We start from the raw sequence: 20,995 nt of genomic DNA, 5'->3' as shown, positions 1-20,995 counted from the left end.
GCGCCATCCAGGCCGTCGCGGTCGGCCTGTCGCTGACGCGCATTGCGGTTCTCGCACACTGGGCGAGCGACGTGATCGCAGGCTTCGCGCTGGGCGCGGGTCTCGAGCGGCTGCTGCGCTTGTGGACCGGCTATCCAGGCGATGATCCGCGGGGGAGCGAGCGGCGATGACCGAGTACGTCGTCCGCTTTCTGCTGGGCGGAGCCGTGATATCGGCCTTCGCAATGCTGGGTGACGCATTGCGCCCAAAGAGCTTCGCCGGTCTGTTCGGAGCGGCACCGTCCGTTGCGCTGGCGACGCTCGGCATCGCCGTGGTCCAGCACGGAGCCGACTACGCCGGCCTGCAGAGCCGCGCCATGATCGCCGGCGCGATCGCGCTCGCCGTCTACAGCTTCGTCGTCTGCCAACTGCTGATTCGCACCGGGCTGCGCGCGGTCCCCGCGACATTGCTGTCGCTTGTCGTCTGGCTGGCGATCTCCTTCGGCCTGCTCGCCCTCGCCGGAGGACAGGCATGACACCTGTCCGCGTCTCACTGTCCTCGCTCAGGGAGGGCCGCTGGTACGAATATCTGATCCGTTTCGTGCTTGGCGGCACGGTGACTGTCTTCACCGGCCTGATCAGCAGCACCTACGGCGCGTCTGTCGGCGGCGTCTTTCTCGCACTTCCCGCCATCTTCTGCGCCAGCGCGACCCTGATCGAGAAACATGAAATCCGCCGCAAGCGGGAAGCAGGTCTCGACGGTGAGCGGCGCGGCCAGCAAGCCGCCGCGCTCGATGCCGCGGGCGCAGCGCTGGGCGCGATCGGCATGCTGGCGTTTGCGATTGTCTTCGCGTTGACGGTGGAGCGTAGCGTCCCGGCCGCCTTCATCGCGGCATCCATTAGCTGGCTGATTTGCTCGGTCGCAGCCTGGTACGTCCGACGGAAAATGCGGGCGGCTCGGGGGCCACGGACCGGGCTTTCTCGCGGACGCCATCCGTGGTCGGCGTAGATGGCGCTTCAACGCTCAAGGCGAACAATCGCGCATGGACCGAGCCCTTATGGACAAGCCCAAAGATTCACTTGAGGTAGGTGCGGACCACATCGATCAGGTCCGCGGCGCCTTGCGCCTTCTCGGGATTTTTCTCATGCGCGGGATCGACGACGTGATGACGGATATGATCTTCGAGCAGCTCGGCGGTCAGCCCGTTCACCGCACCGCGCACCGAGGCGACAAGCATCAGCACGTCGGCGCAGCCGAGCTCGGATTCGACCGCCCGCTCGACCGCCTCGATCTGCCCCTTGATGCGCCTGACCCGGCCCATGAGCTTGGACTTGTGCTTGATGGTGTGCGACATGAGTCGTAGGTATAGGGGGGTACCCTATATCGATCAAGCGACAGTTTACTCCAGGCAGGGCGATGTCGAGCAGGCCGAAAACTCTCCGCAGAGGCGCGCTCCTGATCGCGCCGCTGCTATGGACGCAGGCGGCGCACGCGCATGGCATCGCGGGCAACCGCTATTTCGTCGGCACGATGACATTCGACGACCCCGCCGTCGCCGACGAACTCATCCTGCCCAATTTCAGCTACCTCGATCATCCCGCACAGGGCAGCAATGTCGCCGAGAGCCGCATCAACGGGGCCTTTGCCCGCCTGTTGACGCCGACGCTCGCGTTCACTGTCGATAGCTCATGGCTCCAGAACTGGCCGACCGGCCGCACGTCAGGCTTCGACAAGACCAATATCGGTCTCAAATATGAGGCTTACCGCGACAACCGCCACGAAGCGCTGGTGTCGGTCAGCCTCGTCTGGGGCATCGGCCACTCCGGTGCTGTCGCGGTCGGTGCCGACGCGCCCGACACGATCCAGCCCGGCATCTTCTTCGGCAAAGGGTTTGGCGACCTCCCGGACTCGGTGTCATGGCTGCGCCCGTTTGCCGTCACCGGCGCGGTCGTCGACGAGATTCCCCTCGGCACGGGAGCCCGGGCGCTGGCCCCCAATCCGGTGACAGGCCGATTTGACGCCATCCTTTCGCCCGCGGTCGAGACGCTGCACTGGGGCTTCTCGATCCAGTACAGCACGCTGTATCTGACTAGGCGGTTCGACGGCGGAGCGCCGAAGGACGAGCCGTTGAACCAATTGGTGCCGCTGGTTGAATTCCAGTTCGACAGCCCGCACGGCCAGGCGACGGCGGCGACCGCCAATCCCGGCTTTGCGTACGTGGCGGTAACCTGGCAGGTGGCCGCCGAGGCGATCATCCCGCTGAGCCGCGCCGGCGGTACCGGGCCGGGCTTCCGAGCCCAGTTGCTGCTCTTCCTCGATGACCTCGTGCCATCACTGTTCGGGAAGCCGCTGTTGAGCGGCCGGCCCGAGCGCAGCCAGATTGCGTGGTAGGCGAGGCTCCAGCTTGTTGCATCGACGCGTTTTCTTCACGCGCTCCGATGTCCACTTCGCTCGAAACGCTCTACGGCGCCAGGTACCGCAGCAGTTCCGGATCGTTGCGCACCTCGCCTGCTGCGCCCTGCAGCGCGACGCGGCCGCGGTCCAGCACATAGGCGTAGTCGGCGACGCGCAGCGCGAGGTCGAGGTGCTGCTCGACGATCACGACCGAGATGCTCTTGGCAAGCTCGATCAGCCGCTCGGTGATCTCCTCGATCACGCCGATCCAGACGCCTTCGGTCGGCTCGTCCAACAGCAGCAGTTTCGGATTGCCGAGCATGGCGCGGCCGATCGCCAGCATCTTGCGCTCGCCGCCGGACAGCGTGCCGGCCGGCTGGTCGAGGCGCTGGCCGAGCTTGGGGAAGATCTCGAGCACGCGATCGACCGCGCTCGTATCGGAATTGGTCAGCGAGCCGACGGCGAGGTTGTCGCGCACCGACAGGCGGGCGAATACCGAATGCTCCTGCGGCACATAGCCGATGCCTGAGCGCACGCGCTCCTCGGTGCGGCGACGGGTGATATCGCGGCCGTCGAAGAACAGTTCGCCTTGCGAGCTCGCGAGCTCGCCGACGATGGTCTTCATCAGCGTGGTCTTGCCGGCGCCGTTGCGGCCGAGCACGGCGACGCCGCCGCGCCAGGGAATGCCGATGTTGACATCGAACAGGACCTGGCTGCGGCCATAACCGGCATCGAGATGCCGGATATCGAGGAAGGACTGGTCAGGCACGGCGAAGATAAATCTCCTGGACGCTCTTGTTGGCCTGGATTTCCGCGACCGTACCCGACGCCAGCACCTTGCCCTGGTCGAGCACCGTGAGGCGGTCGCAGATGTCGCGGATGAAATCGAGGTCGTGTTCGACGATGACGAGCGAGCAGTGCTGCTTGATCGGCTGCAACAGCTCGCCGGTGACGCGGCGCTCCTCGAGGCTCATGCCGCCGGTCGGCTCGTCCAGCAGCAACAGCCGCGGCTTGCCGGCGAGCGCCATCGCGATCTCGAGCCATTGCTGCTGGCCGTGCGACAACGCCGCTGCGGCATCATGCGCGCGATCGGCGAGACGGAACTGGGTCAGCATCGTCATCACCTGATCGTGCAGCCTGTTGCGGGTGCGCGACAGCACGAGATCGAACAGCGAGGACTGCGCCTGCAGCGCCAGCAGGATGTTGTCGTACAGCGTCAGCGTCGGCAGCACCGAGGTGATCTGGAATTTCAGGCTCATGCCGGCGCGGGCGCGCTCGGTCGGCGTGAACGCCGTGATGTCGGTGTTGACGAACGCGACCTTGCCCGTGGTCGGCACCTCGGCGCCGGCGACGCATTTCATCAGCGTGCTCTTGCCCGAGCCGTTCGGGCCGATCAGGCCATGAAACTCGTTCTCGCCGACGGTCAGCGCCGCACCGTCGAGCGCGGTGAGCTTGCCGTACACCTTGCTGATCCCTTGCGCCTCAAGGAGCGGCATTGCCGGTCTCCTTTGGCTTTGGCGCCTTGTTTGGTCCCTTCTTGTTTGGTCCCTTGCCGAAGCTGCCGACCCGCTCGCGCTCGCCGAGCACGAAGGAGACCAGCCCGAGCGGGCGGAACATGATCACGAGCAGCAGCAGCACGCCGAGGATGATCGGCCAGACATCGCGGTAATTGTCCGACAGCCAGAAGCTGACACCCTCGATGATCACGGTGCCGATCACCGCGCCGATCAGCGTGCCGGAGCCGCCGAACAACACGTAGAGGACGACCTGGGTCGAGAACACGACGCCCAGCATGTTGGGCCAGACGAAGCCTTCGTGGAAGGCGTAGAGGCTGCCGGCGAGGCCGGCGATGGTGCCGCCGACCGCGAAGATGATCGCCTTCAGATGCTGCGCCTTGTAGCCGAAGAAGGCGATGCGCTGCTCGTTCTCGCGCAAGCCGGCGAGCGCCAGCCCGAATTGCGAACGCACGAGGAAGCGGCAGAGCAGATAGACGACCAGGAGGATGCCGAGCACCATGTAGTAGTAGACCGGCCCCTCCTCGAACTCGTAGCTGCCGAGCGTGAGCGGCGGGATCGACGGGATGCCGTTCTGGCCGCCGAGATAATACCAGCCGCGCGCGAGCCGGTCGGCCGCATAGGAGCCGGTCAGGGTGCCGAGCGAGACGAAGATCACGCTCGAGGGATAGCGCCCGAGCAGCAGGAAGCCGCCGAGCAGCAGCGACGCGGTGAGGCCGATCAGCATGCCGGCAGGCAGGATCAGAAGGATCGAGGTGACGTTGAGGTCGCGCGCCATCAGCGCCACGCCGTAGCCGGCGGCGCCGAAAAACAGCGCCTGGCCGAAGCTCATGATGCCGGCATAGCCCCACACCAGATCGAACGACAGCGCGAACAGCGCGAGGATCACCACGCGGGTGGCGAACACCGTGAGATAATCCTGCAGCACCCATGGCAGGACCAGTGCGATCAAGAGCACCAGCCCTTCCACGATCGGCAGGACCTTCCATCCTGCCGATGCCCGTCCCGCCGGCGCGCGCGCAGCCGGTGCATCCTCACCTGTCACGACATCCGGTTCCTCACCGATGCGTGCGACGGCCTGTTCTGCTCCACCCATGGATTGCTCAGCATTCCTTGGGATCGACGAGACCGGCGCTGCGCGCCACGATCTCATAGTTCCCGCCTTTGGCAACAGCAGTGTACATCTTCATCTTGCAGTGACGCTTGCCCGGAACCATTTCGGCGGGTCCGCCGGGCCCTTCGGCGATCTTGGCGTGATCGAGCGCGGCCGCAACCGAGTCGCGATCGACCTTGCCGGCTTCCTTGACCGCGGCTTCCCACAGCTTGAGGCCGCGATAAGTTCCAGTGGCGGCGCTGCCGGCCGCGAACAGGAAGTTGCCCGGAAAATCCTTCTCATAGGCCGCCTGGATCTTGGCGTTGAACGGATCCTCCTTGGTCAGCACCTTGAAATAGTCGAGGCAGCTCGCCAGCCCCTCGATCTCGCTGGCCTGATTGATGTTGAGCGTGTTCTCGTCATAGTAGACGCAGGCGAGCCGCCCGCCGTTCTTGAGGAAGCCGGCTTCATAGAGCTGCTTGAAGAACGGGCCGACGCCCGGCGGGATCACGGTGTTGAAGACGACATCGACCTTGTTCGAGATGATGCGGTTGACGGTCGACGAGAAGTCGACCTGGTCGAGCGGGTAATACTCCTCGAACACGACCTCGCCGCCATTGTCCTCGATCACCTTGCGGGCGTAGACGTTGAGCGTGTGCGGCCAGACATAGTTGGCGCTCGGCAGCGCGAACTTCTTGCCGCCGTTCTTGATCAGCCAGGGAATGAACTCATCGCATTGCTGCGCCGGCGTCGGCCCGGTGCAGAACAGATAGGGCGTGCACTCCTTGCCCTCGTAGAGCTGCGGATAGATGTAGAGCGTCTTGCCGCGCGCCACGATCGGGTCCTTGATCGCGTTGCGCATCGACGAGGTGATGCCGCCCAGCACCATGTCGACCTTGTCGCGCTGGATCAACTTGCGGACATTGCCGACCGCGACCGATTCGTTCGAGGCGGTGTCCTCGATATAGAGCTCGAGCGGCCGGCCGAGCAGGCCGCCGCCGGCGTTGATCTCCTTGATCACCATCTTGGCGACGTTGGCGTCGGCATTGCCGGCATAGGCGATCGGGCCGGTCAGGTCGGTCGCGATGCCGACCTTGATCGGGCCCTCGGCGGCGTTGGCCCAATCCGGCCTCACCACCCAGCTTCCGACCCCGGTCGCGAGCGCGCCGGTCGCGAAGGCAAAATTGCTCATGAAGCGGCGGCGCGTGAGATTCATGCGTTCAATCGACATGGTGATTAGACCCCTTTCCCAGCAATGAGGCCTTGCGGCCGGAATTTGATGAAGGCGATGGCGAGCACGAAGACGAGGACGTCGGCGACGACGGGAGACATGACCCATGGCAGCGCCGCGCTGAGCGTGCCGATCACGCCGGCGCCGGCGACCGGACCGATGAAGGAGCCGACCCCACCGACCATCACGGCGACGAAGCCCTGGATCAGGAAGCGGATGCCGAGATCGGCAAACAGGCTGAATACCGGCACGATCAGCGCGCCGGCAAGCCCGGCCAAGGCCGCGCCGAACGCAAAGGTCGCGCCGTAGATCAGCGGCGTCGAGATGCCCGACGCACGCGCCAGCGCCGGGTTTTCCAGCGTGGCGCGGACCCGAAGCCCGAAGCTCGTGCGCGCCAGCAGCAGATAGCAGCCGCCCATCACCAACAGCGTGATCACGATGATGGTGAAGCGCCAGGCCGAGATGTGGACGGAGCCGAGGTCGATCGAACCGCCGATCGGCTCCGGCACCGTGAGATAGAAGCCGCCGATCAGGCCGCGGACGCTTTCGCGGATGATCAGCCCGAGCGCATAGGTGCCGAGCATCGCCACGATCGGCGCGGCATAGAACCGCCTGATGATCAGCGCCTCCAGCACGAAGCCGAGCGCGCCGACCACAAAGGGCGCGGCGACCATGCCGACCCAGACCGGCGCACCGTGGGCGTAGGCCAGATAGGTCACATAGGCCCCGAGCAGGACGAATTCGCCCTGCGCGAAGTTGAAGATGCCCATCATGCTGGCGATGATGCCGAGCCCGAGCACGACCAGCACGATGATCGCGCCGAAGCTCACGATCTCGAACACCGCGGCGAAGGTGCTAGCCATGGTGCCCGATCCGTTCGGCCTGTTTCTGCGACAAGCGGCGCCTCACATCTTCTTCCAGTCGCCGGCCTGCTCGAAGGCGTGCGCGGCGCGGTAGATGGTGGATTCCTCGAACATCCGGCCGACCAGCATCAGGCCGACCGGCAAGCCATCGACCATGCCGCAGGGCAGCGACATCGCCGGGTGATGGGTGATGTCGAACGGCGCGGTGTTGGAGATCATCTCCAGCGCGCGGGCGACATACTCCTCGCGGCTGGCATTGGCCTCGGGCAACTTCGTCGCCTTCATCGGCGTGGTCGGCATCAGCAGCAGATCGTAGTCCTTGAAGGCCTTGTCATAGGCTGCGGCCAGCCGGCGGGAGATGTTGAGCGCCTTGCCGTAGAAACGCGGACCGAAGGTGTTATTGATGTAGGTGCCGAGCATCATGAACAGCTTCGTGGTCTCGGACAGCGAATCCGCCTGACGGCGCCAGCCGCGATGGAAATCCATCAGCGAGGTCGAATAGAGGTCGCCGCGGCTGAGGCCGTAGCCGTCGCCGAACATCATGGTCTGGGTCAGGCCTTCGGTACCGATCGGGGTCCAGATCGCGCCGCCGAGCATGTGCATCGGGATCGACACCGTCTCGACGCTGGCGCCGAGGTCCTTGAAGCGCTTGGCCGCCTCATGCACGCTCTCATTCACCGCAGCTTCCGCGGTCGGCTGCTCAAAACCTTCCTTGACGATGCCGATCTTCATGCCCTTGACGCCTTTGCCGAGCGCCTTGGTGTAGTCGTCGACCTTCGGCGCCTTGATCCGGGGATCGTAGCCGTCGTCGCCGGCCAGCACTTCCAGCAGCAGCGCGTTGTCTTCCACGGTCGCGGTCATCGGGCCGGTGTGGTCGACATAGATCTCGATCGGCATGATGCCGGTGTAGGGCACGAGGCCCCAGGTCGGCTTCATACCGTAGGTGCCGCAGAACGAGGACGGCATGCGGATCGAGCCGCCCTGGTCGCCGCCGATCGCCATGTCGACCTCGCCGAGCGCGACCACCACGCCCGAGCCCGACGACGAGCCGCCGGCCGAATAGCCCATCTGGTGCGGATTGTGCACCGGCCCGTAGGAGCCGGTGTGGCTGCCGCCGGACAGACAGAAATGCTCGCAGTGCGTCTTGCCGGCGATCTCGGCGCCGGCATCCAGCATGCGCGTGACGATGGTGGCGTCGAAATCGGGGATATAGCCTTCCAGTGTCGACGAGCCGTTGGTCATCGGCACGCCGGCCAGCATGATGTTGTCCTTCAGCGCCACCGTCTTGCCCTTGAGCTTGCCGGAGGCCGCGCCCTTCACCGTCGACTTGCGGTACCAGGCGTTGTGCTTGTTGTCTTCCGGTGCCGGACGATAGCCGGGCGTGCGCGGATATTTCACCTCGGGCAGTTCGTCCGGCATCTGGGCGACGAGGTTGTAGGCATCGACCGAGCCCTGCATCAGGCCGCGGAACGAGGCCACGTCCTCATCGGTCAGGGACAGGCCGCACTGCTCGGCGACGGCACGAAGTTGCGTTGGCGTGGGAAGGACGACGGTCACGGCGCTCTCCTGAAGCTTTTGATCTCTGGATTTGATTCCTGGATCGGATCCCTTGGGCACGAAGCAGCGGCGGCGCGTTTGACCCGCGCGAACCGCCCACCCCGTTGTTGTATTGAAAACGGAAATATTTTCCTTTTCAAGTATTATTTCATGGATCGGTTCGGCAGGCTGTCGCATCTGGCGTCAGATCGCCTTGATTACCCTAAAGTCGAGGCCATCGGCTTCGGCAAGATGCATCGGCATCCTGGCGTGGCCATTGCGCACGGTGACCGGACCGCGCGCGCCGCGATAGACGAGATTGTCCGCAGCCGCGAGCAGCGGCCGCAGGTCGAGCGTGCCGGCGCGGTTGGCGGCGGCCTCTAACAGGCAGAAGCCTTCATAGGCGGACTCGCCGCAGGATCCGACCGGCGGCGCGAACGGGCCGAACATCGCACGATAGCGGTCCCTGAAATCGTCGCCGGCCTGCGAGCCGACAGATGGGAAATAGCCGGAGGCGCAGAACAGGTTCTCGGTCTTGTCGGCGCCGACGCCGAGCAGCGCCGTTTCGTCGAAACAGCCGGCAAAGCGCAGCGTGGTGGCGGCAAGCCCCGCATCGGCGAAGGCGCGGTTGAAGGTCACGCTGTCGGTGCCGATCAGCGAGATCAGCACGACATCGGGCTTCGCCGCTCGGATCCGCTCCAGATGCGCCTCGTGATCGTCCTCGCCGACCGGCACAAACTCCTCACCGACCACGAGGCCCCCGGTCTCCTTGATGTAGCGCTTCACCGCGCGGTGCGACTGCCAGGGCCAGACATAATCGCTGCCGATCAGGTACCAGCGCCTGGCGCGCTTCGCCTCGGCCAGCCAGTGGATCGACGGCCGGTTCTGCCAACGCGGCGTCTCGCCGATCGCAATAACGCCCGGCGTCCGCTCGCCGCCTTCATAGACCGGCGTGTAGATGTAGGGGATCTTGCTGCGGGTGATGAGGTTGCGCAGCGCGACACGCACCGCGCTGGTGTGCATGCCCATGATGAGATCGACCTCGTCGGAGGCGATCGCCTGCGCGGCGCGGTCGATCACCTCGTCGATGGGGCCGCCGGCGTCGTAGACCGAGAACTCGATCTCGCGGCCGAGGATGCCGCCGCGCCGGTTGATCTCGGCAACGGCGAGCTGCGCGGTCGAGGTCGCGGCGGGCCCCCACATCCCGGGCGAACCGGAGCAACAGACGAAGCCACCGATCCGCAGCCGGTTGCGCGCGCCGCGCGGACCGAACCCGCCACGATCCATCGGCGCAAGCAGCCGATCCGACGCCGCCGACGCCAGGTTCCTGAACAGCAGGGATGGCGGGAACGGGAGGTTTCTTGCCATGACGTTGGGCGTCGAATGCACACCTGCTCCTGTCCGGCACCCCACGCCGCTCACGGCATCGCCCTCGCGGGCGACGGTGCCACGCTAGATCGCCTTGATCACATTGAAGTCGAGACCGTCGGCCTCGGCAAGATAGATCGGCATTTCGGCACGGCCGTCGCGAATGGTGACGGTGCCGCGGGCGCCGCTGTAGACGAGGTTGCGCGCCGCGGCGGATAAAGGGCCCGTTGACAGCGAGCGCGCCCGGTTGGCCGCCGCTTCGAGAAAGCGCATCCCCTCGTAGTTGGACTGCCCGACCGAGCCGATCGGCGGCGCGTGCGCCCCGAACATCGCGCGGTAGCTGATCTGGAACTCGTCATTGGCGCGCGAATCGACGCAGCCGAAATAACCGGAGGCGCAGAACAGGTTCTCGGTCGCGTCCGGCCCGATGCCGAGCAGCACGGTCTCGTCCATCGCGCCGGCATAGCGCAGCGTGGTGGCGGCGAGTCCTGCGTCGGCGAAGGCGCGGTTGAAGGTGATGCTGTCGGTCCCGATCAGGGTAATCAGCACGACATCGGGCTGGGCTGCACGAATCCGCGCCAGATGCGGCTCGTGATCGTCCTCGCCGAGCGGGACGAATTCCTCGCCGACCACCTGGCCGCCGGCCTCCTTGATGTAGCGCTTCACCGCGCGATGCGATTGCCAGGGCCAGACATAGTCGCTGCCGATCAGGTACCAGCGCTGCGCCTTCTTGACCTCGGTGAGCCAGTGGATCGCCGGGCGGCTTTCGGCGCGCGGCGTCTCGCCGATCGCCATCACGCCGGGCGTCCGTTCGCCGCCCTCATAAACCGGCGTGTAGACATAGGGGATGCGGCCGGCCGTGACCTTGCGCAGCGCGAGGCGGACCGCCGAGATATGCGAGCCCATGATGACGTCGATCTCGTCGAAGGCGATCGCCCGCTCGGCGCGGCGCACCACCTCCTCGATCGGCCCGCCGGCGTCGTACATCGACAATTCGACCTCGCGGCCGCGGATGCCGCCGCGCCGGTTGATCTCGGCAACCGCCAGCATGACGCTGTTGGCCGAGATCGGCCCCCAGATCCCGGGCGCGCCGGAGAAGGTGATGAAATTGCCGATCCGGAGCTTGCCGTCGGTGCCGCCCCGGCGCGAGGAGCCCGGCTTGACGGTCAAAGCGAGATCGGCCGCACAGGACGACGGATTTCGAAACAGGTGCGGCGGCGCGACGGGCATGCCGCCATACGCCTGGAAGGAGACCGTCGAGAGCACGCCAACTCCTGTCTGGGAAGCAGTACGCAACGCAGCCAGCGGGCGGTCGCGGCATCCGCCCTTTGGTTGGGGGAATATCCTAGGGGAAAATATTGAATATTCAACAATTGAAGTGCATATAGAAATGGCATGAGTTGCCGGACATTCATTCACCGGGTCAGGAACCAGGTCTCACGCCGTGGCTAAACCGCCGAAAGAAAATTCCCCGATCACCGAACACCTCACCTACCTGCTCGCGCACGCCAACCGGGAGATCAACCGGCAGTTGGAGACGCGGCTGGCCAAGGAAGGCGTGCCGGTCGAGCAGTGGCGCATCCTCAAAGTGCTGTCCGACGGCAACGGCCACTCGATGGGCGAGCTTGCCGACGCCGTGCTGCTCAACCATCCGACGCTGACCAAGATGATCGACCGCATGGTGTCGGACGCCCTGGTCTATCGCGTGCAGGATCCGAAGGATCGCCGCAAGGTGCTGATGTTCGTCTCCGATCGCGGCAAGGCGCTGTGCCGCCGGCTGAACTCGCTGGCGGTGAGCCAGGAAGAGCACATCGTCGAGAGCTATGGCGACAAGTCGACCACCGAGCTCAAGCGGCTGCTGGAAAGCCTGATCGGCAGCGCGAACTGAGGCAACAGCCTCCGCTACGACGCCACCTCGTCCTGCGCCACCAAGCCGGCCGGCCGTACCGGCTTGAGCGCGGTATCAGCGACCGGATGGGCCAGCCGGTTGCCGACGATCATGATCGCGCACACCCCATAGCAGCAGACGCCGAGCGCGAATGTCGTGGTGATGCCGAACTGGATCGACAGCGCCATGCCGAGCACGGAAGCAAGCATCGAGGTGATGCCGTTGGTGCTCCAGAAGAAAGGCAGCAGCCCGCCATGCCGCCGCCAGATGCCGAGGCCAAGCGGGAACATCATGCCCATGCAGAAAGCCGGCGGTGCCAGCAGCGCGACCGACACCAGGATGCGGATGTCGGTCGGCGCGGAGCGCGCCCAAGCGGTGACGGCCGGCGTCAGCAGGCCTGCGCCCACCAGCGTTGCGCCCAGCGCCACGAGGCGAGCGATCAACATGGCCGGCCGCGAAGGCGCGGCACCCACAGTGGCGCTGCCGATACCGCCGAACAGCAGGATGGTGAACAGCACGACGCTGAGCCCGTAGACCGGGTGGCCGAGGAACACCATCAGCCGTTGCATCTGTGAAATCTCGATCAGCATGAAGCCCATGCCGATCGCGGCGAAATAGGCCACCGGCCGCACCAGTGTGGCCACCGGCATCCGCCGCATCAGGCGCGTGAAGGGAATGCCGATGTAGTAGATGCAGATGCCGAGCTGGAAGATGAGCACCCATTTGATGATGCCGAGCGCTGCGTTGTTCTGCGCCTCGAAGCCGTTCTTGAGGAACAGATCGGCAAGTCGCGCGGTATAGAAGAAGAATGGCTTGTCGTCGGTCGAGGCCGCGATGTTTGCCGGTAATGAATCAAGGAAGCTCTGGTCGGCCTTGCCCGATAGAAGGGTCGAGCTGACACTGTCATATGCGATGTCAGGCCCGAGCAGCAGCTTGAATCCCTGTGCTACCAGCCGGTCGCGCGCGCCCTGCCATTGCGCCGCCGTGAACGCCTCGGGCCGGGTCATGACCGTGACGATGCTGCCGACATTCGCCGCAATCACATGCTGCGACAGTTCGGTCATCGGCACGCCCTGATGCTGCAACGCCTCGGCCGCGATCGCAATCAGGCGATAGAACTCGCCGCGGTAGACCGTCGGTTCGTACCAGCGCGACACCGAGAGCATGCCGCCCGGCTTCAATGCGCGGAAGAAATCGTCCCACGCCTCCACGGTGTAGAGCCGGTTCTCGGTCAGCGTCAGCCCGCCGGCTGCGGTGGCGGCCCAGGTGTCGATCAGCGAGATCTGGATCAGGTCGTAGCGATCGGGCGAGTGGTTGATGTAACTGCGCGCTTCGGCATTGACCAGCGACACGCCGGGCTGGCGATGGAGATGGCCCGAATAATCGGCGAACTTGTCGGTCAGCACTTCGAAGATCGCGGGATTGATTTCGATGCCGTGAATTCGCTGCGCGCCGAAATAGAGGCCGGAGAGGATGTCGCGGCCGCCGCCGACGCCGACCACGGCCACGTCGCCCGGCCGTTGCTGCACCAGATAGGGCGCGTTGATGACGTCGTCCTTGAGATAGGAAACCTTGGTCAGATCGCCGGAGAAGCGGGTGATCGGCGTCGCCGCGTCGGCATCGATGTCGAGATAGAGCTGCTCGATCCTGGTATCCGGGGTGCGCGAGAACGACCAGCCGAACGGAATCGTGAGCCCGAGATCGGTCACGCGGATGCGCGAATAGGTGTTCCAGCGCTCGAACAAAGTTCCGGTCTGCTGGGTGCCCTTGGCCCAGATCACGCCAAGATGGCTGCTGCCGGTTGCGGCAAGCGCGGTGTGAACCGCGGCGAGCGCGGCGAGACCAAGCGCGGCGTTGCGGCTCAGGCGCACATTGCTTCGGCCTTCGCCGTGACCGACCACGAACCAGCCGACGGCCGCGGCGCAGGCGCCGATCCACAGCGTCGCGCTGACCGGATCGATCACTAGCAGCACGAAGATGATGCCGAGGCATCCGACCGCGGCGCCGACCAGATCGGCAGCGTAGAGCCAGCCCCCCACATTGGGCAGCCGGGTCAGGAGAAGCGTGATGCAGATGCCGCCCTCGGCAAACGGAATGGTGAAAGCCAGCGCCACCACGGCGAGCGCAGACATGGCATATGCGTCGGGCACGACCAGCGGCGCATACAGAAAGGCGCACATGACGACGACGCCGCTGATCGCGAACCGCGCGGCATGACGGGCAAATTCCGGCGCCACACGCTCCGGCGCATAGCGGGTGGAATCCTCGTAAACCTTCATTGCACCGCGCGTCAGCCCGAACATCGCAAGCGCGATGGCCCCGAAAGCGAAATGGTAATGCACCATCACGCTGAAGAAGCGGGTGATGAGGATCTGATAGGCCAGCGTGGCCGACGCCAGCACGAAGATCGCCGGATAGTAGCGGCCGGGCATGGTCGTCGCGGTCTGCAAGGCGCGGCCTCCTGATCGAGCCTTGATCAAAGAGACGCTTTGATGCGCGTTGGCGGCTCACCCGACGCGCCCGGCAATATTGAAACACAGAGCACTAACAAGTGATTGATTGGACGGGCCAACATCGACTTTGGGTAGTGGCCGGACCGTCGGCGGGCTTAGCGCAGGGTTACCGGGGAACCCAAAATCGCGAAAATACCGCCTCGCCGACAGACAGCCGTGCCGGGAGGCTCCAACAAAAAGCTCGGTCAACATGTCGGAGCGCCGGTCGCGGGCTCGTCCTCCGAATGCGCTAACGCTGAGCGCGCGGCTTCGGCTCATCCTCCTCATCGATCACAAGGATTCCCCCGTCATGACTTCGATCACGCCGTTCCTCTGGCTCGACAACAACGTCCGCGACGCCGTCGCCTTCTATAAATCGGTGTTTCCGAACGCCGAGATCGAGACCGTCAGCGACTTCATGGCGAGCTTCGAGCTCGAGGGGCAGCGGTTCTACGCGCTCAATGGCGGCCCGCAACACAAGTTCAACGAGGCGGTGTCGTTTTTCCTCAGCGTCGAGACCCAGGAGCAGGTGGACTATTTCTGGAGCAAACTCACCGACGGCGGCCAGGAATCGCGCTGCGGCTGGCTCAAGGACCGCTTCGGCCTGTCCTGGCAGGTGATCCCGACGGCGCTGAGCCGCTATCTCGGCGATCCCGACCGCAAGGCGGCCGATCGCGCGATGCAGGCGATGCTGAAGATGCAGAAGATCATCATCGCCGATCTCGACAAGGCCTTCGCCGGCTGAGCGCGATGTAGCCTCGACGGCGGGCGAAACGCCCGCCGCGTCAGGGCTTGCGGCGGCTTACGCGTAGCGGCCGTGGCAGTGCTTGTACTTCTTGCCTGACCCGCAGGGGCAGTCCTCGTTGCGGCCGACCTTGCCCCAGCTTGCCGGGTCATTCGGATTGCGGTCGGCGGCCGGCATCCCCGGCGCCAGCGAGGCCTGGGCGTAGGTGGCCTCGGTCAGGCGGGCCTGGGCGAACTCGTCCTCGCCGGTGTGGGGATCGAGCTTGTGCGCTTCCATCGGCGGCAGCGGCATTGCAGGCTCATCCGGCGGCACGATCTCGACCCGCATCAGCTGCGCGGTGACCGCCTCGCGCAGATGCGCGCTCATTTCCTGGAAGAGATTGAAGGCTTCGGTCTTGTACTCCTGCAACGGGTCGCGCTGGCCGTAGCCGCGCAGGCCGATCACCTGGCGCAGATGGTCGAGCATGATCAGGTGCTCGCGCCAGAGATGGTCGAGCGTCTGCAACAGGATGGTCTTCTCGACGTAACGCATCACGTCGGGGCCCCACTGCGCGACCTTCGCCGCCATGCGCTCGTCGACATGATTCTCGATGCGGTTGAGCAACTCCTCGTCGGCGATGCCCTCTTCCTTGGCCCATTCGTCGACCGGCAGGTCGACATCGAGCACGCGCTTCAACTCTTCCTTGAGGCCCGCGGTGTCCCACTGCTCGGCGTAGGCGTGCTCGGGGATGTGCTTGGCGACGACGTCCTCGACGAAGGCGTGGCGCATGTCGGTCACGGTCTCGACGACGCTGTCGTCCTTCATCAAGTCGATGCGCTGGTCGAAGATCACCTTGCGTTGGTCGTTCTGGACGTTGTCGAACTTCAAGAGGTTCTTGCGGATGTCGAAGTTGCGCGCCTCGACCTTCTGCTGCGCCTTCTCGAGCGCCTTGTTGATCCAGGGATGGATGATGGCTTCGCCTTCCTGCAGGCCGAGCCGCTGCAACATGCTGTCGAGCCGGTCGGAGCCAAAGATGCGCATCAGATCGTCTTCCAGCGACAGGAAGAACTTCGAGCGGCCGGGGTCGCCCTGACGGCCGGAACGGCCGCGCAGCTGATTGTCGATGCGGCGGGATTCGTGGCGCTCGGAGCCGATGATGTAGAGGCCGCCCGGCTTCTTCACCGTCTTGGCGGGCTTGTTGCCCTTGGCGGGCTCGACCTCGAAATCCTCTTCCGCCTTCAGCACGAGTTCGCGGAAGCGCTCGATGTCGGCCTTGATCAGCTCGATCTTCTTGGCCTTCTCGGCTTCGTCGGTGATCGCGGCGGTCTCCTGCTGGATCCGCATCTCGAGCGAGCCGCCGAGCTTGATGTCGGTGCCGCGGCCGGCCATGTTGGTCGCGATCGTGATCGCGCCCGGCACGCCGGCTTCCGCGACGATATAGGCTTCCTGCTCGTGGAAGCGCGCGTTCAGCACCGCGAACAGTTTCGCCGGCTTGCCCGCGCGCGCCGCCGCATAAAGCTTGTCCATGCCGGACTCAGCGCCGAAATCGATCTGCTTGTAGCCGTGCTTCTTGAGGTACTCGGCCAGCACTTCCGACTTCTCGATCGACGCCGTACCGACCAGCACCGGCTGCAACCGCTTGTTGGCGCGCTCGATCTCAGCGAGGATCGCGGCGTATTTTTCGTTCTGGGTGCGGTAGACCTCGTCGTCCTCGTCGAGACGCGCCACCGGCAGGTTGGTCGGGATCTCCACGACCTCGAGCTTGTAGATGTCGAACAGTTCGTCGGCTTCGGTCAGCGCCGTGCCGGTCATGCCGGACAGCTTCTGGTACATCCGGAAATAGTTCTGGAAAGTGATCGAGGCCAGCGTCTGGTTCTCGGGCTGGACCGTGACATGCTCCTTGGCTTCCAGCGCCTGGTGCAGGCCTTCCGAATAGCGCCGGCCCTGCATCATGCGTCCGGTGAACTCGTCGATGATGATGACCTCGTCGTCGCGGACGATGTAATCCTTGTCGCGCGTGAACAGCGTGTGCGCGCGCAGCGCCTGGTTGACGTGATGCACGACGGAGACGTTCTCGACGTCGTACAGCGACTCGCCCTTGAGCTGGCCGGCGTCGCGCAGCAGGTTCTCCAGCTTCTCCATGCCGCCTTCGGTCAGCGTCACCGTGCGCTGCTTCTCGTCGACCTCGTAGTCGTCCTTCTTGGCGAGCTTCGGCATGAAGGTGTCGATGGTGTTGTAGAAATCCGAACGGTCGTCGAGCGGGCCGGAGATGATCAGCGGCGTGCGCGCTTCGTCGATCAGGATGGAGTCGACTTCGTCGACGATCGCGTAGAAATGCTCGCGCTGGACCATGTCCTCCAGGCGGTACTTCATGTTGTCGCGCAGATAGTCGAAGCCGTATTCGTTGTTGGTGCCGTAGGTGATGTCGCAGGCATAGGCGGCCTTGCGCTCGGCGTCGTCGAGGCCGTGCACGATCACGCCGGTGGTCAGCCCCAGGAACGAATAGATCTGGCCCATCCAGCCGGAGTCGCGGCGGGCGAGGTAGTCGTTGACGGTGACGACGTGGACGCCCTTGCCGGCGAGCGCATTGAGGTAGACCGCAAGCGTCGCAACCAGCGTCTTGCCTTCGCCGGTCTTCATCTCGGCGATGTCGCCCTCGTGCAGCACCATGCCGCCGATCAGCTGGACGTCGAAATGGCGTTGGCCGAGCGTCCGCTTGGCCGCCTCGCGCACCGTGGCGAAGGCCGGAACCAGGAGCTCGTCGAGCGTCTTGCCGCCGGCGAGCTGCTGCTTGAACTCGGCGGTGCGGGCCTTGAGCTCGTCGTCCGTCAGTTTGACGAGGTCGGGCTCGAGGGCGTTGATGGCGCTGACGCGGGACTGATACCCCTTGACCCGACGGTCGTTGGCGGAGCCGAAAAACTTGCGGGCGAGCGCGCCGATCATGCGAAATTCCTGTTCTTCGGTCTCGAGTTCGGTCTTGGTTCGGTTTTGAATTTCAGTCTTGAATTTTAGTCTTGGAATACAGCCTGAGATGGTCCGCCGGATTGCCTATCAACTCACCGTGACGCGCTACGGTTCGAGCCCCGACCCGGAGCTCCTCCGCCAATTGAGTGGGAAACGGGCCATCCTGGGTTCAACGGCGAAAAACGCAGCAAAATAAGCGCTCTCACCGCTGACACGGTCGGCCAGAGATATGGCCCGGTCGGGGGGTTGTCAACGCCGCCAAGATGTCAAGGAATTCATCATTTTGACAAGACTTTCGCGTTGCCAATGTAACACGATTGGGCGAGTGTCCGCCCCGCTCGAGCTTCCCCCCTTTGAGACAAGGATTTTGCATGACCACCTCGCCTCCGGAAACCAAAACCGGCCTGCGCCTCGGCCTCGCCACCCTGGCCGCCACGGGCTGTCTTGTCGCAGTGCTGGCTGCGGGCCTCCCGGTCCGCGCCGCGGAATCCGACCCGGTGCTGGCGAAGGTGAACGGTTCCGAGATCCATGCCAGCGACGTCGCGCTTGCCGAGGAGGAACTCGGCCCGAGCCTGCAGCAGATGGACCCCTCGACCCGCAAGGACAACGTGCTGTCCTTCCTGATCGACATGAAGATCGTGTCCAAGGCCGCCGAGGACAAGAAGATCGAGAACAATGACGACTTCAAGAAGCGGCTCGCCTTCACCCGCAACCGCCTGTTGATGGACAGCCTGCTTGCCAGCGAGGGCAAGGCCGCGACCACCGACGACGCTATGAAGAAGGTCTATGAAGAGGCCTCCAAGCAGATCACCGGCGAGCAGGAGGTGCGCGCCCGCCACATCCTGGTCGAAACCGAGGACGAGGCCAAGGCGATCAAGGCCGAGCTCGACAAGGGCGCGGACTTCGCCGAGCTCGCCAAGAAGAAGTCCAAGGATCCCGGCGCCTCCGACGGCGGCGACCTCGGCTTCTTCACCAAGGAACAGATGGTGCCGGAATTCTCCGCGGTCGCCTTCACGCTCGAGCCGGGCAAGATCTCCGATCCGGTCAAGTCGCAGTTCGGCTGGCACATCATCAAGGTCGAGGAAAAGCGCAACCGCAAGGCACCCGACTTCGAGCAGGTGAAGGCCCAGATCGAGACCTATGTGACCCGCAAGGCCCAGGCCGATTATGTCGCCAAGCTGCGCGACGCCGCCAAGGTCGAGCGCCTGGACAAGCCGGCCGAGACGGCCAAGGACGCGACGGCGCCGGCGGATGCCGCCAAGGACGCGCCGAAGCCCGCCGACAACAAGATGGCGCCGGCGAAGAAGTAAGCTTCGCTAAGCCAACAGCTTCAATGCGCGATGGCCGGGCTCGTCCCGGCCATTTGCGTTTTGTGGTGCGTTCGATTGATCGCGTCGTCCCGGCGCAGACACAGGGACCCATAATCCGCGGCGGAGCCCTTCTTGCCGCGGCAGCAGTTTCTTGAACAATTGATGACGGTGGTTATGGGTGCCGGCTTTCGCCGGGACGCCGCCGCTGCGCGTTCGCACCCGAGCCCTCTCCCGCTTCAGCCGGCGAGATGTTATGCAGCGCTTCCCTCCCCGTAGCCGGAAGCCTCTCATGTCCACCGCCGTCTCCCCCCTCGCCCCGCCCGACGTTCCCGAGATGCCCGTGATCGCGGGTGTGCGGCTTGCGACCGCTGCCGCCGGCATCCGCTACAAGGGCCGCACCGACGTGCTGCTCGCGCTGCTGGACAAGGGCACCACGGTGGCCGGCGTCTTCACCAAGTCGAAGTGCCCGTCGGCGCCGGTCGAGTGGTGCCGCGCCAAGCTGAAGGGCGGGGCTGCGCGCGCGCTGGTGGTCAATTCCGGCAACGCCAACGCCTTCACCGGCAAGACCGGCAAGGCGTCCACCGCGCTGACCGCGCAGATCGCGGCGAAGGCGGTCGGCTGTTCGACGTCGGACGTCTTCCTTGCCTCCACCGGCGTGATCGGCGAGCCGCTCGACGCCACCAAGTTCGACGGCGTGCTGGCGCAGCTCGCGGAAACCGCGACCCCCGATCTGTGGATGGACGCGGCCAAGGCGATCATGACCACCGACACCTTCCCGAAGATCGCCACCGCGACCGTCAAGCTCGGCAAGGCCAAGGTGACGATCAACGGCATGGCCAAGGGCGCCGGCATGATCATGCCCGACATGGCGACCATGCTGTCCTTCGTCTTCACCGATGCGCCGTTGTCGGCGTCCGTGCTGCAATCCCTGCTCAAGGCCGGCGTCGAGGACACCTTCAATGCGCTGACCATCGACGGCGACACCTCGACCTCGGACACGTTGCTCGCATTTGCGACCGGGGCTGCGGCCGCCAATGGCGCGCCGAAGATTTCGCGCGCCAGCGACCCGCGGCTGAAGGCCTTCACCAAGGCGTTCCAGCAGATCCTCGCCAATTTGTCCGAGCAAGTCGCGCGCGACGGCGAGGGTGCGCGCAAGCTGGTCGAGGTCGTGGTCGAGGGCGCGACGACAAAACCGTCGGCGCGCAGAATCGCGATGTCGATCGCCAATTCGCCGCTGGTGAAGACCGCGATCGCGGGCGAGGACGCCAATTGGGGCCGCGTGGTGATGGCGGTCGGCAAGGCCGGCGAGCCCGCCAACCGCGACAAGCTCTCGATCTCCTTCAACGGCATCCGCGTCGCCAAGAGCGGCGCGCGCGATCCGTCCTACAATGAGAAAGAAGTGTCGGAGGCGATGAAGGCGCCGAAGATCCAGATCAAGGTCGCGCTCGGCCTCGGCAAGGCGAGAGACCGCGTGTTGACCTGCGACCTCACCAAGGAATATGTCGCGATCAACGGCGATTACAGGTCGTAACGACCAACGAGCGTCGCCACCTCCGTCATTGCGAGGAGCGAAGCGACGAAGCAATCCATTCTTCTGAGCATGCGGACAGATGGATTGCTTCGCTTCGCTCGCAATGAC

General features: G+C 64.9%; 19 protein-coding genes. 8 read left to right on the top strand and 11 right to left on the bottom strand.

What is annotated here, in order from left to right; all coding sequences use genetic code 11:
* The 3 genes from H8B02_RS16185 to H8B02_RS16175 all read left to right on the top strand — a co-directional run.
* The coding region (locus tag H8B02_RS16185; RefSeq protein WP_229167146.1) for a phosphatase PAP2 family protein at nucleotides 1-170 on the top strand (170 nt) is incomplete at its 5' end.
* A complete protein-coding gene (locus H8B02_RS16180) occupies nucleotides 167-514 on the top strand; it encodes a DUF3147 family protein (protein ID WP_229167145.1) in 348 nt (115 codons plus the stop codon). The genes H8B02_RS16185 and H8B02_RS16180, both read left to right, overlap by 4 nt.
* A complete protein-coding gene (locus H8B02_RS16175; RefSeq protein WP_229167144.1) occupies nucleotides 511-987 on the top strand; it encodes a DUF3147 family protein in 477 nt (158 codons plus the stop codon). Before H8B02_RS16180 ends, H8B02_RS16175 begins: the two co-directional genes overlap by 4 nt.
* Nucleotides 988-1,054: 67 nt before the next feature.
* Here H8B02_RS16175 and H8B02_RS16170 read toward each other — a convergent pair whose 3' ends face one another.
* Entirely contained in the window at nucleotides 1,055-1,333 is a 279-nt protein-coding gene (locus H8B02_RS16170; protein WP_229167143.1) for a metal/formaldehyde-sensitive transcriptional repressor, read from the bottom strand.
* 62 nt (nucleotides 1,334-1,395) lie between these two features.
* Between H8B02_RS16170 and H8B02_RS16165 the strand changes: the two genes are divergently transcribed.
* The gene (locus H8B02_RS16165; protein WP_229167142.1) at nucleotides 1,396-2,370 is read left to right on the top strand and encodes a hypothetical protein; all 975 of its coding nucleotides are present in this window, start codon (nucleotides 1,396-1,398) and stop codon (nucleotides 2,368-2,370) included.
* A gap of 70 nt (nucleotides 2,371-2,440) precedes the next feature.
* Here the strand turns inward: H8B02_RS16165 and H8B02_RS16160 are convergent, their stop codons facing one another.
* From H8B02_RS16160 to H8B02_RS16125, 8 genes are all read right to left on the bottom strand, one after another.
* Complete coding sequence (locus tag H8B02_RS16160; RefSeq protein ID WP_229167141.1) at nucleotides 2,441-3,142, bottom strand: branched-chain amino acid ABC transporter ATP-binding protein; 702 nt, start codon at nucleotides 3,140-3,142, stop codon at nucleotides 2,441-2,443.
* The gene (locus tag H8B02_RS16155; RefSeq protein WP_229167140.1) at nucleotides 3,135-3,869 is read right to left on the bottom strand and encodes an ABC transporter ATP-binding protein; all 735 of its coding nucleotides are present in this window, start codon (nucleotides 3,867-3,869) and stop codon (nucleotides 3,135-3,137) included. Before H8B02_RS16155 ends, H8B02_RS16160 begins: the two co-directional genes overlap by 8 nt.
* Nucleotides 3,856-4,983, bottom strand: coding sequence for a branched-chain amino acid ABC transporter permease (locus H8B02_RS16150; protein ID WP_229167139.1), 1,128 nt, complete (start codon nucleotides 4,981-4,983; stop codon nucleotides 3,856-3,858). The genes H8B02_RS16155 and H8B02_RS16150 overlap by 14 nt, the downstream gene beginning before the upstream one ends.
* Before the next feature lie 7 nt (nucleotides 4,984-4,990).
* The gene (locus tag H8B02_RS16145) at nucleotides 4,991-6,211 is read right to left on the bottom strand and encodes a substrate-binding protein (protein WP_212311940.1); all 1,221 of its coding nucleotides are present in this window, start codon (nucleotides 6,209-6,211) and stop codon (nucleotides 4,991-4,993) included.
* 5 nt (nucleotides 6,212-6,216) lie between these two features.
* On the bottom strand, nucleotides 6,217-7,074 hold the full coding sequence (locus H8B02_RS16140; protein WP_092120142.1) for a branched-chain amino acid ABC transporter permease: 858 nt from the start codon (nucleotides 7,072-7,074) through the stop codon (nucleotides 6,217-6,219).
* Between the two features lie 42 nt (nucleotides 7,075-7,116).
* Complete coding sequence (locus tag H8B02_RS16135; protein ID WP_229167138.1) at nucleotides 7,117-8,631, bottom strand: amidase; 1,515 nt, start codon at nucleotides 8,629-8,631, stop codon at nucleotides 7,117-7,119.
* Nucleotides 8,632-8,814: 183 nt separating this feature from the next.
* On the bottom strand, nucleotides 8,815-9,978 hold the full coding sequence (locus H8B02_RS16130; RefSeq protein ID WP_229167137.1) for a substrate-binding domain-containing protein: 1,164 nt from the start codon (nucleotides 9,976-9,978) through the stop codon (nucleotides 8,815-8,817).
* An 84-nt stretch (nucleotides 9,979-10,062) separates the two neighbouring features.
* Nucleotides 10,063-11,244, bottom strand: a complete 1,182-nt coding sequence (locus H8B02_RS16125) for a substrate-binding domain-containing protein (protein WP_229167136.1) — start codon at nucleotides 11,242-11,244, stop codon at nucleotides 10,063-10,065.
* A gap of 178 nt (nucleotides 11,245-11,422) precedes the next feature.
* Between H8B02_RS16125 and H8B02_RS16120 the strand changes: the two genes are divergently transcribed.
* On the top strand, nucleotides 11,423-11,866 hold the full coding sequence (locus tag H8B02_RS16120; RefSeq protein ID WP_229167135.1) for a MarR family winged helix-turn-helix transcriptional regulator: 444 nt from the start codon (nucleotides 11,423-11,425) through the stop codon (nucleotides 11,864-11,866).
* Between the two features lie 14 nt (nucleotides 11,867-11,880).
* On the opposite strand, the gene H8B02_RS16115 is transcribed toward H8B02_RS16120, so the two are convergent.
* Nucleotides 11,881-14,316: a spermidine synthase family protein gene (locus H8B02_RS16115; protein WP_229167134.1), complete on the bottom strand. Its 2,436-nt coding sequence runs from the start codon at nucleotides 14,314-14,316 to the stop codon at nucleotides 11,881-11,883.
* 352 nt (nucleotides 14,317-14,668) lie between these two features.
* On the opposite strand from H8B02_RS16115, the gene H8B02_RS16110 reads away from it, so the two are divergent.
* Nucleotides 14,669-15,103, top strand: a complete 435-nt coding sequence (locus H8B02_RS16110) for a VOC family protein (protein WP_223972093.1) — start codon at nucleotides 14,669-14,671, stop codon at nucleotides 15,101-15,103.
* Between the two features lie 57 nt (nucleotides 15,104-15,160).
* On the opposite strand, the gene secA is transcribed toward H8B02_RS16110, so the two are convergent.
* Nucleotides 15,161-18,025 carry a preprotein translocase subunit SecA gene (secA, locus tag H8B02_RS16105; RefSeq protein ID WP_229167133.1) on the bottom strand — a complete coding sequence of 955 codons (2,865 nt, stop codon included), beginning with the start codon at nucleotides 18,023-18,025 and terminating at the stop codon, nucleotides 15,161-15,163.
* Nucleotides 18,026-18,417: 392 nt separating this feature from the next.
* On the opposite strand from secA, the gene H8B02_RS16100 reads away from it, so the two are divergent.
* Together H8B02_RS16100 and argJ are read left to right on the top strand one after the other, a co-directional pair.
* Nucleotides 18,418-19,356, top strand: a complete 939-nt coding sequence (locus tag H8B02_RS16100) for a peptidylprolyl isomerase (RefSeq protein WP_229167132.1) — start codon at nucleotides 18,418-18,420, stop codon at nucleotides 19,354-19,356.
* 289 nt (nucleotides 19,357-19,645) lie between these two features.
* Nucleotides 19,646-20,887 (top strand): bifunctional glutamate N-acetyltransferase/amino-acid acetyltransferase ArgJ, encoded by a 1,242-nt coding sequence (argJ, locus tag H8B02_RS16095; protein WP_229167131.1) that lies wholly within the window; start codon nucleotides 19,646-19,648, stop codon nucleotides 20,885-20,887.
* The last annotated feature ends 108 nt before the right edge of the window (nucleotides 20,888-20,995 follow it).

This window comes from Bradyrhizobium altum (assembly GCF_020889705.1).
GTDB lineage: Bacteria > Pseudomonadota > Alphaproteobacteria > Rhizobiales > Xanthobacteraceae > Bradyrhizobium > Bradyrhizobium altum.
Note: the sequence above shows the minus strand (reverse complement) of the source record. Positions and strands in the feature narration are given on the sequence as shown.

Coding starts and splice junctions, on each gene's coding strand:
- H8B02_RS16180 (WP_229167145.1), top strand. CDS start 167: ATGACCGAGTACGTCGTCCGCTTTCTGCTGGGCGGAGCCGTGATATCG.
- H8B02_RS16175 (WP_229167144.1), top strand. CDS start 511: ATGACACCTGTCCGCGTCTCACTGTCCTCGCTCAGGGAGGGCCGCTGG.
- H8B02_RS16170 (WP_229167143.1), bottom strand. CDS start 1,333: ATGTCGCACACCATCAAGCACAAGTCCAAGCTCATGGGCCGGGTCAGG.
- H8B02_RS16165 (WP_229167142.1), top strand. CDS start 1,396: ATGTCGAGCAGGCCGAAAACTCTCCGCAGAGGCGCGCTCCTGATCGCG.
- H8B02_RS16155 (WP_229167140.1), bottom strand. CDS start 3,869: ATGCCGCTCCTTGAGGCGCAAGGGATCAGCAAGGTGTACGGCAAGCTC.
- H8B02_RS16150 (WP_229167139.1), bottom strand. CDS start 4,983: ATGGGTGGAGCAGAACAGGCCGTCGCACGCATCGGTGAGGAACCGGAT.
- H8B02_RS16145 (WP_212311940.1), bottom strand. CDS start 6,211: ATGTCGATTGAACGCATGAATCTCACGCGCCGCCGCTTCATGAGCAAT.
- H8B02_RS16140 (WP_092120142.1), bottom strand. CDS start 7,074: ATGGCTAGCACCTTCGCCGCGGTGTTCGAGATCGTGAGCTTCGGCGCG.
- H8B02_RS16130 (WP_229167137.1), bottom strand. CDS start 9,978: ATGGCAAGAAACCTCCCGTTCCCGCCATCCCTGCTGTTCAGGAACCTG.
- H8B02_RS16110 (WP_223972093.1), top strand. CDS start 14,669: ATGACTTCGATCACGCCGTTCCTCTGGCTCGACAACAACGTCCGCGAC.
- secA (WP_229167133.1), bottom strand. CDS start 18,025: ATGATCGGCGCGCTCGCCCGCAAGTTTTTCGGCTCCGCCAACGACCGT.
- H8B02_RS16100 (WP_229167132.1), top strand. CDS start 18,418: ATGACCACCTCGCCTCCGGAAACCAAAACCGGCCTGCGCCTCGGCCTC.
- argJ (WP_229167131.1), top strand. CDS start 19,646: ATGTCCACCGCCGTCTCCCCCCTCGCCCCGCCCGACGTTCCCGAGATG.